15 protein-coding genes are annotated in these 15092 nt (G+C 53.1%); 12 read left to right on the plus strand and 3 right to left on the minus strand.

What is annotated here, in order from left to right:
• Positions 1-99: 99 nt before the first annotated feature.
• Positions 100-414 (minus strand): transcriptional regulator BolA, encoded by a 315-nt coding sequence (gene bolA / locus H7K52_RS11165; protein ID WP_008924895.1) that lies wholly within the window; start codon positions 412-414, stop codon positions 100-102.
• Between the two features lie 286 nt (positions 415-700).
• Between bolA and H7K52_RS11170 the strand changes: the two genes are divergently transcribed.
• The 8 genes from H7K52_RS11170 (at position 701) to H7K52_RS11205 (ending at position 9526) form a co-directional block, all read left to right on the plus strand.
• Positions 701-1279 carry a lipoprotein gene (locus H7K52_RS11170; protein WP_182630049.1) on the plus strand — a complete coding sequence of 193 codons (579 nt, stop codon included), beginning with the start codon at positions 701-703 and terminating at the stop codon, positions 1277-1279.
• Positions 1280-1336: 57 nt separating this feature from the next.
• Complete coding sequence (gene ampG, locus H7K52_RS11175) at positions 1337-2827, plus strand: muropeptide MFS transporter AmpG (protein WP_182630050.1); 1491 nt, start codon at positions 1337-1339, stop codon at positions 2825-2827.
• Positions 2828-3271: 444 nt separating this feature from the next.
• Positions 3272-4198, plus strand: coding sequence for a cytochrome o ubiquinol oxidase subunit II (gene cyoA / locus H7K52_RS11180; RefSeq protein WP_008924892.1), 927 nt, complete (start codon positions 3272-3274; stop codon positions 4196-4198).
• A 4-nt stretch (positions 4199-4202) separates the two neighbouring features.
• Positions 4203-6185 carry a cytochrome o ubiquinol oxidase subunit I gene (gene cyoB / locus H7K52_RS11185; protein WP_008924891.1) on the plus strand — a complete coding sequence of 661 codons (1983 nt, stop codon included), beginning with the start codon at positions 4203-4205 and terminating at the stop codon, positions 6183-6185.
• On the plus strand, positions 6185-6799 hold the full coding sequence (locus H7K52_RS11190) for a cytochrome o ubiquinol oxidase subunit III (protein ID WP_008924890.1): 615 nt from the start codon (positions 6185-6187) through the stop codon (positions 6797-6799). Before cyoB ends, H7K52_RS11190 begins: the two co-directional genes overlap by 1 nt.
• Positions 6799-7128, plus strand: coding sequence for a cytochrome o ubiquinol oxidase subunit IV (locus tag H7K52_RS11195; protein ID WP_008924889.1), 330 nt, complete (start codon positions 6799-6801; stop codon positions 7126-7128). The genes H7K52_RS11190 and H7K52_RS11195 overlap by 1 nt, the downstream gene beginning before the upstream one ends.
• A gap of 13 nt (positions 7129-7141) precedes the next feature.
• Positions 7142-8029 carry a heme o synthase gene (gene cyoE / locus H7K52_RS11200; protein WP_008924888.1) on the plus strand — a complete coding sequence of 296 codons (888 nt, stop codon included), beginning with the start codon at positions 7142-7144 and terminating at the stop codon, positions 8027-8029.
• 132 nt (positions 8030-8161) lie between these two features.
• Positions 8162-9526 carry an MFS transporter gene (locus H7K52_RS11205; RefSeq protein ID WP_008924887.1) on the plus strand — a complete coding sequence of 455 codons (1365 nt, stop codon included), beginning with the start codon at positions 8162-8164 and terminating at the stop codon, positions 9524-9526.
• Positions 9527-10091: 565 nt separating this feature from the next.
• On the opposite strand, the gene H7K52_RS11210 is transcribed toward H7K52_RS11205, so the two are convergent.
• Positions 10092-10583, minus strand: a complete 492-nt coding sequence (locus H7K52_RS11210) for a YajQ family cyclic di-GMP-binding protein (RefSeq protein ID WP_003852530.1) — start codon at positions 10581-10583, stop codon at positions 10092-10094.
• Positions 10584-10718: 135 nt separating this feature from the next.
• Between H7K52_RS11210 and panE the strand changes: the two genes are divergently transcribed.
• Together panE and yajL are read left to right on the plus strand one after the other, a co-directional pair.
• The gene (panE, locus tag H7K52_RS11215; RefSeq protein ID WP_039659075.1) at positions 10719-11639 is read left to right on the plus strand and encodes a 2-dehydropantoate 2-reductase; all 921 of its coding nucleotides are present in this window, start codon (positions 10719-10721) and stop codon (positions 11637-11639) included.
• The gene (gene yajL / locus H7K52_RS11220) at positions 11593-12189 is read left to right on the plus strand and encodes a protein deglycase YajL (RefSeq protein WP_003852527.1); all 597 of its coding nucleotides are present in this window, start codon (positions 11593-11595) and stop codon (positions 12187-12189) included. Before panE ends, yajL begins: the two co-directional genes overlap by 47 nt.
• A 66-nt stretch (positions 12190-12255) precedes the next feature.
• Here the strand turns inward: yajL and thiI are convergent, their stop codons facing one another.
• Positions 12256-13704: a tRNA uracil 4-sulfurtransferase ThiI gene (gene thiI / locus H7K52_RS11225; protein ID WP_003852525.1), complete on the minus strand. Its 1449-nt coding sequence runs from the start codon at positions 13702-13704 to the stop codon at positions 12256-12258.
• 232 nt (positions 13705-13936) lie between these two features.
• On the opposite strand from thiI, the gene xseB reads away from it, so the two are divergent.
• A complete protein-coding gene (gene xseB / locus H7K52_RS11230; RefSeq protein ID WP_003852524.1) occupies positions 13937-14179 on the plus strand; it encodes an exodeoxyribonuclease VII small subunit in 243 nt (80 codons plus the stop codon).
• Positions 14179-15078, plus strand: coding sequence for a (2E,6E)-farnesyl diphosphate synthase (ispA, locus tag H7K52_RS11235; RefSeq protein WP_003852522.1), 900 nt, complete (start codon positions 14179-14181; stop codon positions 15076-15078). The genes xseB and ispA overlap by 1 nt, the downstream gene beginning before the upstream one ends.
• Positions 15079-15092: the final 14 nt, after the last annotated feature.

Genomic DNA, 15092 nt, shown 5'->3' on the forward strand with positions numbered 1-15092 from the left:
ACCACTTTTCAGCAGGTTTGCTGCTTTTTTGAGCCAGGGATCGCGTTTTTCACTAAATAAAAGAAAAAACGGCCCGCAGGCCGTTTTGGAGAAGGGAGGTCAGGCGAGTGTACCGGCACCGCGGCAGTTAGGCGAAGCCAGTACGGTATCCTGCAATCCTTCCCACTCTTTCAGTGTGTAAGTATGCAGGGCTAAAGCATGAACGCTGCCCGCTAATTCAGCCGCCAGCTCGCCATAAATCAGGCGATGACGCGCCAGAAAGCGCTGGCCTGCAAAACAGTCGCTGACAATGACCACTTTGAAGTGACTTTCTGAGCCGGCAGGAACGTTGTGCCGGTAGCTTTCGTCATGCACTTCCAGATGAGCTGGCTGAAATGCCACACGCAGCTTTTCTTCTATTTGTTCGCGGATCATGGCTATTACTCCTCAATGGCGAGCGCTGTGCCCCATCTCATTCAATCTTAGTCGCTTTTAGTGCGCTTACCCGTCAGCAGAGGCTAAATATTGCATTTTATGTCAGCCCGCCTCCGACGCGCATAATAACGTAGCTGAAACGAACAGCAAACTAACCTGTCAGAGAAGGGGCTTAAAACGGTTTCAGACACAATTTCACCGGCAACAGGGCTTTTTTCACTGCCGGGCAATGCTATGATGCCTCCAGTTTTTGCAAACCAACCCCCTGACACCAACGAGAAAAAGTATGTTGAAAAAACTGTTATTCCCACTGTTGGCTGCGTTCATTTTAGCCGGCTGTGCAACCAGCAATAATACCCTGACAATCCAGCCTAAAATTCAGTTGCCACAGCAGGACCCGGGCCTGATGGGCGTAACCGTCAGCATCAACGGTGCCGACCAGCGTAAAGATCAGGCGCTGGCAAAAGTAAACCGTGATGGTCAGCTAGTGACCTTAACACCTTCGCGCGATCTGCGTTTCCTGCTGCAGGAAGTGCTGGAGAAGCAGATGACCGCTCGCGGTTATATGGTTGGTCCTAATGGCGCGGTAGACCTTCAGATTGTGGTTAACAACCTCTATGCTGACGTGACGCAGGGCAATGTGCGCTATAGCATCACCACCAAAGCGGACATCTCGATCATTGCGACCGCAAAAAACGGCAACAAACAGGTTAAAAACTACCGCCAGACTTACAGCGTAGAAGGCGCGTTCAACGCCAGTAACCAGAAGATCACCAACGCGGTTAACTCCACCATGAGCGATGTGATCGCGGATATGGCGCAGGACACCAGCGTCAACGACTTCATCAAGCAAAACGCCCATTAACACCCTCTCTCTTCTGCCCTGCCTTGTGCAGGGCATTTTGTTATCTGCAGGATCCGCATGAACCACTACCTTCGCCTCTTCAGCCAGAAAAACGCCGCCGTATTATTGCTCCTTGGGTTCGCTTCGGGATTGCCGCTGGCACTGACATCGGGCACGTTGCAGGCGTGGATGACGGTGGAAAATGTCGATTTAAAAACTATTGGCTTCTTTTCGCTGGTCGGCCAGGCCTACGTCTTTAAATTTCTCTGGTCACCCATGATGGACCGCTATACGCCGCCGTTTCTGGGCCGCCGCCGCGGCTGGTTGCTGCTCAGTCAGCTGGCGCTGGTGGGGGGGATTTTCGCGATGGGATTTCTGCAACCAGGACGCGATCTGACCCTGATGGCCGCGCTGGCGGTGCTGATCGCTTTCTGCTCCGCCTCTCAGGATATTGTCTTTGATGCCTGGAAAACGGATATCCTGCCACCTGAAGAACGTGGCAGCGGTGCCGCGATTACCGTGCTGGGTTATCGTCTGGCGATGCTGATTTCAGGCGGACTGGCGTTGTGGCTGGCTGACCGCTATCTGGGCTGGCAGGCAACCTACTGGCTGATGGCGCTGATGATGGTGCCGGGTATTATCGCGACGCTTGCGGCCAGCGAGCCCGACACACGCATCTCTACCCCACATTCGCTGCGTCAGGCGGTTGTTGATCCCCTTAAGGATTTTTTCCAGCGTAACAACGCCTGGTTGCTGATTACCCTAATTATTATTTACAAGCTGGGCGATGCATTCGCCGCCTCGCTGACCACCACCTTTTTGATTCGTGGCGTCGGCTTCAATGCCGGTGACGTCGGCCTGGTCAACAAGACGCTGGGCCTGCTGGCGACGATTATCGGGGCGCTCTATGGCGGTGTTCTGATGCAGCGTCTGAGTCTGTTCCGGGCACTGATGATTTTCGGCGTGCTGCAGGCAGTCTCAAACTTTGGTTACTGGCTGCTGGCGGTGACCGACAAACAATTGTGGAGTATGGCCAGCGCGGTTTTTGTTGAAAACCTGTGCGGCGGCATGGGCACGGCGGCCTTCGTGGCCCTGTTAATGACCCTTTGCAACAAATCCTTCTCTGCAACACAGTTTGCCCTGCTGTCGGCGCTCTCAGCCGTTGGTCGGGTCTATGTTGGCCCGGCTGCGGGCTGGCTGGTTGAACTCTGGGGCTGGCCAACATTTTATGCTTTTACGGTATTTGCGGGACTGCCTGGGCTGCTACTGCTGACTTTTTGCCGACACACACTGAATCAGGTCGAGCAAAGTGGCAATTTCCTCACACGAAGCTACTATCCTCATGGTTATCGCTGGACTAATCGTCTGTTTGCAGCCGGATGCGGCGTACTGGCTCTCTGGCTGGTAGCGCTGGCACTGAATGCACTGGGACTGACTGCGCTGGCACCGCTGCTGACCCGCCTGTTCGAGCTGGGCATGACCCTCTCCTTACTGGCGGTGCTTGTCGGGGTGTCGCTGGACTACCGGGCGCTGAAGAAAACGCCGGTGTTACCTGCATCAGATGCTTAAGTAAAATCGATAGGTTAACGAGCGGCGACTTATTTTATGCCATGCCGATAAGTCGCCATTATTTATCATCGCGTGTTATTTTTAAAAAATAAGAATATGACCTGAGGAGGCGTAGCGGAAATACTAAAAACCGGTGAGCAATTACTTTAGTTAAATTTCATCGCGCAAATGATGCAGACTTGTTAAATATTTGGGAGTTAAAAGTAAGGGTTATTCCTTTCCCTGATTTTTTTACGGTTACTTCCATTGGTTTTTGTTATATTGATGCCAACTGCTTGTCTGCGTTAATTATTTGTCACCTGGCGCAACATCTGTGACACCCTTAGCAAAAGGTGTCAACACGTATCTGACACATCCTTAAGCTGGTTTACACTGCATAAACCTTCCCGTAAAATGCGCGCACACTTAAACGACAATAGAGCCCTTTGTCATTGAGGTCGTTAAATGAGACTCAGTAAATACAATAAAAGTTTGGGGATTTTGTCATTAATTGCAGGCACTTTATTAATGAGTGGCTGCGATAGTGCATTGTTAAATCCCAAAGGACAGATTGCACTGGAGCAACGTTCGCTGATACTGACTGCCTTTGGCCTGATGTTGATCGTCGTGATTCCCGCAGTCCTGATGGCCGTGGTGTTTGCCTGGAAATATCGGGCATCCAACACGAATGCGAAGTACAGCCCTAACTGGTCACACTCTAACAAAGTGGAAGCCGTGGTCTGGACCATTCCGATCCTGATCATTATCTTCCTCAGTGTGCTGACCTGGAAATCGACCCACGCACTGGAGCCCAGCAAACCGCTGCAATCTGATGTGAAACCGGTTGAGATCGATGTGGTTGCACTGGACTGGAAATGGTTGTTCATTTACCCGGAGCAGGGTATTGCGACCGTGAACCAGATTGCCTTCCCGGCAAACACTCCGGTGAACTTCAAAATTACGTCTAACTCCGTCATGAATTCTTTCTTCATCCCAACGCTCGGCAGCCAGATTTATGCGATGGCTGGTATGCAGACCAAACTGCATCTGATTGCGAATGAGCCGGGAATTTTCGACGGTATCTCTGCGAACTTCAGTGGTCGTGGTTTCTCTGGCATGAAGTTTAAAGCCATTGCAACCAAAGACGATGCGGAATTCCAGCAGTGGGTGGCTAAAGTTAAAGCAGCCCCTAACACGCTGACTACTATGGATGATTTCGAGAAAGTGGCTGTGCCAAGCGAAAATCACCCGGTGGAATATTTCTCTTCAGCTGATCCTAAATTGTTCATGCAAGTCATCGACAAGTTCAAGATGAGCCACGGGAAAATGGACATGCCACAGCATGAAGGTATGGACATGAGTCACGCCGCTTCCGCGGGAGCCGAGGAATAATACGATGTTCGGAAAATTAACACTTGATGCAGTGCCGTACCATGAGCCGATTATCATGGTTACGGTTGCCGCTATCCTGATAGGTGGTGCGGCGCTGGTCGCTGCGATTACCTATTTTGGTAAGTGGAAATATCTGTGGTCTGAATGGCTGACGTCAATCGACCACAAACGCCTGGGTATCATGTACATCATCATGGCATTCGTCATGCTGATTCGTGGTTTCGCTGATGCCATTATGATGCGTACCCAGCAGGTTATGGCTTCGGCCGGTGAAGCGGGCATTCTGCCACCGCACCACTACGACCAGATCTTTACCGCGCACGGCGTGATTATGATCTTCTTCGTGGCGATGCCTTTCGTGGTTGGCCTGATGAACATCGCCGTTCCGTTGCAGATTGGTGCACGTGACGTCGCGTTCCCGTTCCTGAACAACCTGAGCTTCTGGTTTACTGCGGTCGGTGTGATCCTGGTTAACCTGTCGCTGGGCGTGGGCGAGTTCGCACAGACCGGCTGGCTGGCTTATCCGCCGCTTTCCGGCGCGGAGTACAGTCCCGGCGTCGGGGTCGATTACTGGATCTGGAGCCTTCAGCTTTCAGGTATTGGTACGACCTTAACCGGTATTAACTTCTTCGTGACTATCCTGAAGATGCGCGCACCGGGCATGAGCCTGTTCAAAATGCCGGTCTTTACCTGGACCGCACTGTGCACCAACGTCCTGATCATCGCTGCGTTCCCGGTTCTGACCGTGACCCTGGCGCTGTTGACCCTTGATCGTTATCTCGGCTTCCATTTCTTCACCAATGAAATGGGCGGGAACATGATGATGTACGTCAACCTGATCTGGGTCTGGGGCCATCCGGAAGTGTATATCCTGGTACTGCCGGTGTTTGGTGTGTTCGCAGAAATTACTGCGACCTTCTCCAAAAAACGTCTGTTTGGTTATACCTCTCTGGTGTGGGCGACCATCGCCATTACCGTGCTGTCGTTTATCGTCTGGTTGCACCACTTCTTCACCATGGGTGCAGGTGCCAACGTTAACGCCTTCTTCGGTATCATGACGATGATCATCGCGATTCCGACCGGGGTTAAAATCTTTAACTGGCTGTTCACCATGTATCAGGGCCGCATTCAGATGCACTCTGCCATGTTGTGGACCGTTGGCTTCCTGGTAACCTTCTCTGTAGGGGGTATGACCGGCGTACTGCTGGCCGTTCCGGGCGCTGACTTTATTCTGCACAACAGCCTGTTCCTGATTGCTCACTTCCACAACGTTATCATCGGTGGTGTGGTCTTCGGTTGTATGGCAGGCGTGACCTACTGGTTCCCGAAAGCATTCGGCTTCACCCTGAACGAAACCTGGGGTAAGCGCGCATTCTGGTTCTGGATCATTGGCTTCTTCGTTGCCTTTATGCCGCTGTACGCACTGGGCTTCATGGGCATGACCCGTCGTCTGAGCCAGGATATCGATCCACAGTTCCACCCTCTTCTGGTGGTTGCGGCGGTGGGTGCTGGTCTGATTGCAATGGGTATCCTGTGTCAGCTGACCATGTTCTACGTTTCAGTACGTGACCGTGATCAGAACCGTGATGTGACAGGTGACCCGTGGGGCGGTCGTACGCTGGAGTGGGCAACCTCTTCACCACCACCGTTCTATAACTTTGCTGTCATCCCACATGTGCATGAGCGTGATGCTTTCTGGGAAATGAAAGAGAAAGGCGAAGCGTACAAACAGCCGGCATCTTATGAAGAGATTCATATGCCGAAAAACAGTGGTGCTGCAATCGTCATCTGCGCATTCGCTACTGTAATGGGCTTCGCGCTGATCTGGCATATCTGGTGGATGGCTGGTCTTTCCTTCCTCGGCATGATCGTTACCTGGATCGTGAAGAGCTTCGACGAAGACGTGGATTACTACGTTCCGGTTGCTGAAGTTCAGAAGATTGAAAACCAGCACTTTGACGAAATCAGCAAAGCAGGTCTGAAATAATGTCAACTGAAACTCTTAAACATCACCACGACGCCCATGCGGAGCATGGGCATCACGATGCAGGAGCCAATAAAGTCTTTGGCTTCTGGATCTACCTGATGAGTGACTGCATTATCTTCGCAACCCTGTTTGCGACCTATGCTGTCATGGTCAACAACACTGCCGGTGGCCCGGCAGGTAAAGATATCTTTGAGCTGCCGTTTGTTCTGGTAGAAACCGCCCTGCTGCTGTTGAGTTCGATCACTTACGGCATGGCTGTTATCTCCATGAACAAGGAGCAAAAAGGTGCCGTTATCGGCTGGCTGGCGCTGACCTTCCTGTTCGGTCTGGGCTTCATCGGGATGGAAATCTATGAATTCCATCACCTGATTGCTGAAGGCTTTGGTCCGGATCGCAGTGGCTTCCTGTCTGGCTTCTTTACGCTGGTCGGTACTCACGGTTTGCACGTGACCTCCGGTCTGATCTGGATGCTGGTTCTGATGTTCCAGGTTTCTAAACGTGGCCTGAACGCGACTAACCGCACCCGTATCATGTGTCTGAGCCTGTTCTGGCACTTCCTGGACGTGGTCTGGATTTGCGTCTTCACCGTTGTTTACCTGATGGGAGCCATGTAATGAGTCATTCTGTTAACGAACATGGCGCTTCACACGGTAGCGTGAAGTCCTACATGATCGGCTTCATCCTTTCTATCATCCTGACGGCCATCCCGTTCTGGATGGTAATGGATGGCAGTGCATCTCACGGTACTATCCTCGGTGTTGTTCTGGTTTGTGCGGTAATCCAGGTGCTGGTTCACCTGGTCTACTTCCTGCACTTAGACAGCAAATCTGAGGGTGGCTGGAACATGGTAGCCATTGTTTTCTCGGCCATCATCATCCTGATTGTCGTAGTGGGCTCACTGTGGATCATGTGGAACCTCAACTACAACATGATGCCTCACTAAAGAGTCACGCGTAATGTTTAAGCAATACCTGCAAGTTACAAAACCAGGAATTATTTTCGGGAATTTAATTTCTGTGATCGGCGGATTTCTGTTGGCTTCCAAAGGCAACACAGATTACGCCCTGTTTCTCATCACCCTGGTGGGCGTGTCACTGGTGGTTGCATCGGGTTGTGTTTTCAACAACGTGATTGACCGCGACATTGACATCAAGATGGAGAGAACCAGGAATCGGGTGCTGGTAAAAGGCCTCATCTCCGCGAAAGTAAGCCTGGTTTATGCCACTGTGCTGGGTATTGCCGGCTTTGCGTTGCTCTACTTCGGTGCTAATCCGCTGGCCATGTGGCTGGCGGTGATGGGCTTCGTGGTGTACGTGGGTATCTACAGTCTCTACATGAAGCGTAATTCCGTTTACGGAACGCTGATTGGCAGTCTGTCAGGTGCTGCGCCGCCGGTTATCGGCTACTGTGCAGTCTCTAACCAGTTTGATGCTGGTGCGTTAATCCTGCTGGCGATCTTTAGCCTGTGGCAGATGCCGCATTCGTACGCGATTGCTATCTTCCGCTTTAAAGATTATCAGGCAGCGAACATCCCGGTTCTGCCGGTGGTGAAAGGCATTTCCGTGGCTAAGAATCATATTACGCTCTATATTCTGGCGTTTATGATTGCCACGCTGATGCTGACGCTGGGTGGCTACGCGGGTTACAAATATCTGGTTGTGGCTGCTGCGGTCAGCGTCTGGTGGCTGGGCATGGCGTTATCGGGTTACAAAACCGCAGATGACCGTGTCTGGGCACGCAAGCTGTTTGTCTTTTCTATCGTGACCATCACCGCGCTGAGCGTGATGATGTCGGTAGATTCGCTGGCTCCGGCTTCAAAGGACCTGCTGACTTACGTCTGGTAACTGGCACCGATACAGCATGAAAAGGGCGCGATTATCGCGCCCTTTCTTTTTGTTACCACTGCTTAAAAACTATTGTTTTACCCGCCCTGCCCCGCCACCTAGAATAAAAGCAGCACATTAACAGAGGTTGGAATGAACGATAACAAAATGACTCCGGTGGAGCTGCGCGCCACATGGGGCCTCGGTACGGTCTTTTCCCTGCGCATGCTGGGAATGTTTATGGTCCTGCCGGTACTGACCACTTATGGCATGGCATTACAGGGCGCAAGTGAAACCTTAATCGGTCTGGCAATTGGCATCTATGGCCTTGCCCAGGCAATCTTTCAGATTCCTTTTGGTCTGCTCTCCGACCGCATCGGCCGTAAGCCGTTAATTGTCGGCGGACTGTTGTTGTTTGTTCTGGGCAGCGTTATCGCCGCCTGCACCGACTCCATCTGGGGCATTATTCTGGGTCGTGCGCTGCAGGGTTCAGGCGCGATTGCGGCTGCCGTAATGGCCCTGTTATCCGATTTAACCCGTGAGCAGAACCGCACCAAAGCAATGGCGTTTATCGGCATCAGTTTTGGCGTGACCTTCGCGATTGCTATGGTCGTCGGCCCGATTGTTACGCACGCGCTGGGTCTGCATGCGCTGTTCTGGATGATTGCGATTCTGGCGTCGCTGGGTATCGTGATTACCCTGCTTGTGGTGCCGTCCGCTTCACATCATGTCCTGAACCGTGAATCGGGTATGGTGAAAGGCAGCTTCCGCAAAGTATTGGCTAACCCGCGTCTGGTAAAGCTCAATATCGGTATTTTCTGCCTGCATGTTCTGCTGATGTCGAGCTTTGTCGCCTTGCCAGGGCAGTTTGAACAGGCTGGATTCCCGGCCCCTGAGCACTGGAAAGTTTATCTTTCCACTATGCTTATCGCCTTTGCCGGCGTGGTGCCGTTTATTATTTATGCCGAAGTGAAGCGTCGTATGAAGCGCGTGTTTGTCGGCTGCGTCGGGATGATTGTCATTGCTGAGATTGTACTGTGGGGCGCGGAAGGTCATTTCTGGACGCTGGTCGTGGGTGTTCAGCTCTTCTTCTTCGCCTTCAATCTGATGGAAGCCATCCTGCCTTCACTGATCAGTAAAGAGTCCCCTGCAGGTTATAAAGGTACGGCGATGGGGATCTACTCCACCAGCCAGTTCCTGGGTGTGGCCGTTGGTGGCAGTATGGGTGGCTGGGTATTTGGTCATTTCGATGCTCAGACCGTGTTCCTGGTTGGCGCGATGGTGGCTGCGGCCTGGCTGTTTGTCAGCATGACGATGCAGGAGCCGCCTTATGTCAGTAGCCTGCGCATCGTGCTGAGTGATGCGGCTCTGGCTGTGCCAAATCTGGAGCAGCGCCTGAAAGCGCAGCCTGGCGTTAACTCCGTGTTTATCGTGCCGGAAGAGAAAAGCGCGTATATCAAAATTGATAGTAAGGTCACCAGCCGCCCTGAACTGGAAGCGCTGCTGGGGAGTTGCTAGCTTAAAAAAGTTTGGTGATAACGTCAGCTCGTTTCGCTTCAGGATCGAGCTGGCGCAGGGGGCAAGGTCAGATCGGAAAGTCGCAAAAGTCGCCATCCATGGCGCGGGACGCTTTCCTCCTCTGGCCGTATTCCCTTCGCCTCCTAAGCTTTTGAGTTGCTGAATGGTTCACCCGCATTTAAGGTTCTAAGCAACCTCCAACCCGCATAACCATTCTTACAGACAACTCAGAAATTCATAGCGATGGGAGCCTGTGCCTGTAGCAAAGCATCGCGGGCCATGGATGGCCCGCGATGAGCCGCCATGGATGGCGCTTTTGCGTCTTTGCGAAAGGCACAGGCTCCCTGAGCAAGTGCGTGATCGCACAGACGCCCTACAGCTCACACCCACTTCTTCAAAGAGATGCAAGCCAGCACACGATGCCACTGACGTCACAAACCACGCCTTCATTCAGACGGCTCACAAATTTGGAACGATGCAGCGCTGCTCCTGCCAGATAACAAAAAACCCGGCATTAGCCGGGTTTATATCACTGCATTCATGCTGAAAACTCAGCCAATCACGCTTAATCGCGGAAGTTTTTAAACTGGAACGGCTGGCCCAGATTACTGCCGCGCACGATCGCCATCGCGCCCTGCAAATCATCACGTGCTTTGCCGGTCACACGCAATGCTTCACCCTGAATCTGGGTCTGCACTTTCAGCTTGCTGTCTTTAATCAGCTTCACCAGCTTCTTCGCGACGTCGCTTTCAATGCCTTTCTTCAGTTTGGCATCGACCGCCCAGCTTTTGCCACTATGCTCAATCTCTTCGGGCACCTCTAAGGCGCCGCCTTCAATCCCGCGCTTCAGTAACTTCTCACGCAAAATATCGACCAGCTGCTTAACCTGAAAATCAGACTCGCTGGTGATCTTGATGGTTTCATTCTTTTCGTTGAGCTCAAACTCGGCGCTCACGTTGCGGAAATCGAAGCGGGTAGACACTTCACGGTTGGCATTCTCCACCGCATTGCGAATTTCCTGCAGATCGACCTCTGAAACGATATCGAAAGATGGCATCTCTTCTTCTCCTGACGCTAAAGTGACATGCATAATACGCGTCTTAAGGTGCTAAATAAAATCAGGCTGCACACAACGCTATAATGAAAGTGTGACAATGAATAATAGATGGATAGCCCGCCAGCGGGAGGCAGCATGAAAATTACCGTGTTAGGTTGCGGTGCGCTGGGACAGGTCTGGCTGACAGCACTGGCCCGCCAGGGACATGAGGTACAGGGATGGTTGCGGGTGCCACAGCCCTACTGTTCAGCCAATGTGGTTGACCCACAAGGCAACATATCGAACCGCACGTTTATTGCCAATGATCCGCTCTTTCTGGCGGAAAGCCAGCTGCTGCTCGTCACGCTCAAAGCCCCGCAGGTCTCGCCTGCGGTGAAAAACCTGGAGAGCGTGCTGCAGAAGAACTGCCCGGTGCTGCTGCTGCACAACGGCATGGGGACGCTTGAAGAGCTGAAAGGGCTGACTCAGCCACTGCTGCGCGGCGTCACTACCCATGCGGCGATGCGCGATGGCACCGTCATCAAACACATTGCCAGTGGTATCACCCATATCGGCCCCGGCAACCGTAAAAGCGCCGCTTATAGCGATCTCGCCGATATCCTGCACCCTGCCCTGCCCGACGTTGCCTGGCATGACAATATCCGGGCCGCCTGCTGGCGCAAACTGGCCGTCAATTGCGTCATCAACCCGCTCAGCGTGGAATATGCGTGTCAGAACGGTGCACTGCGTGCTTATCCGGAACAGATCGCGCAACTGTGTGAAGAGATCAGTTGGGTCATGGAGCGCGAAGGCCAGAGCATAGCCAGTGAAAGCCTTCAGGACATCATCTTCGACGTGATTGAAAGCACTGCGGCCAACACCTCTTCAATGCTGCAGGATGTTCGCGCGCAACGGCTCACCGAAATCGACTATATCAGCGGCTTTCTGCTGCGCCGCGCCCGGACGCACGGCCTGGTGCTGACGGAGAACACCCGTCTGTATGACATTGTAAAACGCAAGGAGTCCCATTATGACCGCGAACGCATCGGTGCTGGTTTGCCTGGCACATGGCAGTGAAGAAACCGAAGCTGTCACCACTATCGACCTGCTGGTTCGGGCCGGGCTAAACGTTGTTACCGCCAGCGTCGAAAGCGATGGCAGCCGGGAGATCGTCTGCTCTCGCGGTGTGCGTCTGCTGGCTGACGTCACACTGGTTGAAGTCGCCGACAATGACTTCGCCGCCATCGTCCTGCCTGGTGGCCTTAAAGGGGCTGAGACTTTCCGTGACAGTCCGCTGTTAGTCGAAACGGTGCGTCAGTTTCATCTCAATGAGAAAATTGTCGCCGCGATATGCGCAGCGGCAGGCACCGTATTGATCCCCCACGATCTCTTCCCGGTCGGTAACATGACCGGATTCCCCGGCTTAAAAGAGACTATTCCGGCAGATAAGTGGATGGAGCGCCGTGTCGTCTGGGATCCGCGCGTTAATCTGCTGACCAGCCAGGGACCCGGCACGGCAATGGATTTTGCGCTGAAGCTGATTGATCTGCTGGTGGGAAAAGAGATGGCGCGCGAGGTTGCCGCACAACTGGTGCTGGCTCCCGGCATTTATGACTATCAGGCTTAAATACTAAGGCTTAAAACGAGAAAGCCAGTCAGTCCTGAACAGGTGCTGACTGGCTCTGAAACGTGACTACGGGCGGTAAACTTTAACGTTCTTAAAGCCCTGCTCATGCAGATAGAGCGCCTGAAGACGGCTCATCACACCGCGATCGCAATAGAGTAGCCAGGTGCGATTCTGATCGAGATCGCCAAACTGCGTACTGAGTTTATAGAACGGCAGCGATTTCACTTCCGTCGCGTTTAGCGTCAGAGGCTTCTCTTCCTGCTCATCGATAGATCGGATATCCAGCACCACATCGTTCTCACTCAGCAAGGCGACGGTCTCAACTTCCACCACCTCCTCTTCTGTCTGCTCAGCGATGGTGCGGATATCGACGTTGGTCGCTTCTTCGATAACCCGATCGAGAATCGTGAAGTCGAAATTCTGCTCTTCCGCCTCAATCTTCGCTTTCACCGCCTTCACGGTCGGGCTTTTTGAGATCACGCCGCAATATTCCGGCATGGTGCTGGCGAAATCTTCGGTGCCGATTTCACGGGCAATTCGGATAATGTGCTCTTTGTCATGAGAGATCAGCGGACGCAGAATCAGCGTATCCGACGCGTTATCGATCAGACGCAGGTTGGTCAGCGTCTGGCTCGACACCTGGCCTACCGCTTCACCGGTGACCAGTGCCTGTACGCCGTAGCGCTCAGCAATCGTCGAGGCAGCCCGCACCATCATGCGTTTCAGCACTACGCCCATCTGGCCGTCATCCACTTTCTCGAGGATCTCACCGACGACCGGCTCAAAATTGATCGCTACAAAGCGTACGCGGTGTGAGCGACCAAAACGATTCCACAGATAGTGCGCAACCTGACGGACGCCAATCTCATGGGCGGCTCCACCAAGGTTAAAGAAGCAGTAATGCACACGGCTGCCGCGACGCAGCAGCATATAGCTGGAGACGCCGGAGTCGAAACCGCCGGAAATCAGCGACAGCACATCTTCCTGCGTGCCAATCGGGAAGCCACCCAGGCCTTCGTAGCGCGCAGTCACCAGCGTCAGACGATTCTCTTCAACTTCCAGATTCACCGTCACGTCCGGATTTTTAAGCTGCACGCGGGCGCTTTCGATATGCTGGTTCAGACCGCCGCCTACATAGCGCTCCACATCCTGCGAACTGAAGCTATGCTTGCCACGACGCTTAACACGCACGCAGAAACTCTTTCCTTCCAGACTGTCGCGATACTGCGCTAACGTCTGTTCAAAGATGTGATGAATATCCGTGTACTCGCGATCTTCGACCGCTAAAACGTGATGAATACCGGGAATGCGGGCGAGCTCATCGGGAATAATGTCCGCCAGCGCTGCATTTTTTGACCGCACTTCAATGTGATCCCAGTAGCGCACAACGGCGATGTCGTCGCTGACGGTTTTCAGGACGTTGCGAATATTGCTGGCAAGAATCTTGATAAAGCGCAAACGCACCGACGGACTCTTGATGGTGATTTCAGGAAATAACTTGATGATAAACTTCATGGCGACACAGCTTCGTTGGGCAAATAAGTGCTAAAACAGGCGGCACTTAGCTGGTAAAATCACAAAATTGCGGGCTGCAAGGCGCAACCGCATCCGAGGCGCGGGAGTATATCACCTTTGTCAGGTGACTGCTTCTTCATCAGCCGCCGCATTGATTATTTTGCTAATCATTGGGTCTCAGCTACCATGACCGATTGCGAGATAATGTCCCAACCGTGAGTCGACACGAAATATGCCGAAAAAAGCCGAACAGCCAGCCAGCTTTGAAACGTCATTGCAGCAGCTGGAGCAGATTGTCAGCCGTCTGGAAAGTGGTGAACTACCGCTTGAAGAAGCCCTGAACGAATTTGAGCGCGGCGTGCAGCTGGCGCGAAATGGCCAGCAGACGCTGCAGCAGGCTGAACAGCGGGTTCGTATTCTGCTGAACGATGATAAAGAGGCCGACCTCACCGCTTTCACGCCGGAAAACGACTAATGGATTTCGCCCGATTACTCGACGTTTATCAGCAGCAGGTGAACGCTGCCCTGACGCGTTTTATAGAGCCACTTCCTTTTCAGAGTTCTCCTCTGGTGAATGCCATGCATTATGGGGCATTATTAGGCGGTAAACGCCTGCGTCCTTTTCTGGTCTACGCTACCGGTGAAATGCTCCACGCAGACCCGGCGAGTCTGGATGCGCCCGCCGCCGCGGTTGAATGCATCCATGCGTACTCTCTGATACATGACGATCTCCCTGCGATGGACGATGACGCACTGCGTCGCGGGCAGCCAACCTGTCACATTAAATATGGCGAAGATACGGCGATTCTGGCGGGCGACGCCCTGCAGACGCTGGCCTTCTCTATCCTGGCAGATGAAGCGATGCCGGGTGTCAGTGCCGAATACCGTCTGATGATGCTCTCCGAACTGGCTAAGGCCAGCGGCGTAGCCGGGATGTGTGGCGGACAGGCGCTGGATTTAGCGGCGGAAGGCAAATCTGTCGATCTGGACCAGCTTGAACAGATCCACCGCCACAAAACCGGCGCGCTGATCCGCTCAGCAGTCCGTTTAGGTGCCTTAACGGCAGGCGATGCGGGCCGTGAAGCGCTGCCGCTGCTTGACCGCTATGCTGAGGCTATTGGTCTCGCGTTTCAGGTGCAGGACGACATTCTCGATGTCGTAGGCGATACGGCCGTGATCGGAAAACGCCAGGGTGCCGATCAGGATCTGGGAAAAAGCACCTATCCTTCATTGTTAGGCCTTGAAAATGCCCGTGCAAAAGCACGGGATTTGTATCAGGAAGCTCTTGATGCTTTAGAATTGCTCGCTGCGCACTCTTATAACACTACAGCACTGCAGGCGCTGGCGAGCTTCATAATTGAACGCGACAAATAACTTCCATAATGAGT

This window comes from Pantoea hericii (genome assembly GCF_014155795.1).
GTDB lineage: Bacteria > Pseudomonadota > Gammaproteobacteria > Enterobacterales > Enterobacteriaceae > Pantoea > Pantoea eucalypti.

Bases quoted from the DNA above. Each gene is read 5' to 3' on its own strand.
- thiI (WP_003852525.1), bottom strand. From the start codon at position 13,704: ATGAAGTTTATCATCAAGTTATTTCCTGAAATCACCATCAAGAGTCCG.
- H7K52_RS11190 (WP_008924890.1), top strand. From the start codon at position 6,185: ATGTCAACTGAAACTCTTAAACATCACCACGACGCCCATGCGGAGCAT.
- cyoA (WP_008924892.1), top strand. From the start codon at position 3,272: ATGAGACTCAGTAAATACAATAAAAGTTTGGGGATTTTGTCATTAATT.
- cyoE (WP_008924888.1), top strand. From the start codon at position 7,142: ATGTTTAAGCAATACCTGCAAGTTACAAAACCAGGAATTATTTTCGGG.
- yajL (WP_003852527.1), top strand. From the start codon at position 11,593: ATGACCGCGAACGCATCGGTGCTGGTTTGCCTGGCACATGGCAGTGAA.
- ampG (WP_182630050.1), top strand. From the start codon at position 1,337: ATGAACCACTACCTTCGCCTCTTCAGCCAGAAAAACGCCGCCGTATTA.
- H7K52_RS11195 (WP_008924889.1), top strand. From the start codon at position 6,799: ATGAGTCATTCTGTTAACGAACATGGCGCTTCACACGGTAGCGTGAAG.
- H7K52_RS11170 (WP_182630049.1), top strand. From the start codon at position 701: ATGTTGAAAAAACTGTTATTCCCACTGTTGGCTGCGTTCATTTTAGCC.
- H7K52_RS11210 (WP_003852530.1), bottom strand. From the start codon at position 10,583: ATGCCATCTTTCGATATCGTTTCAGAGGTCGATCTGCAGGAAATTCGC.
- cyoB (WP_008924891.1), top strand. From the start codon at position 4,203: ATGTTCGGAAAATTAACACTTGATGCAGTGCCGTACCATGAGCCGATT.
- panE (WP_039659075.1), top strand. From the start codon at position 10,719: ATGAAAATTACCGTGTTAGGTTGCGGTGCGCTGGGACAGGTCTGGCTG.
- bolA (WP_008924895.1), bottom strand. From the start codon at position 414: ATGATCCGCGAACAAATAGAAGAAAAGCTGCGTGTGGCATTTCAGCCA.
- ispA (WP_003852522.1), top strand. From the start codon at position 14,179: ATGGATTTCGCCCGATTACTCGACGTTTATCAGCAGCAGGTGAACGCT.
- xseB (WP_003852524.1), top strand. From the start codon at position 13,937: ATGCCGAAAAAAGCCGAACAGCCAGCCAGCTTTGAAACGTCATTGCAG.
- H7K52_RS11205 (WP_008924887.1), top strand. From the start codon at position 8,162: ATGAACGATAACAAAATGACTCCGGTGGAGCTGCGCGCCACATGGGGC.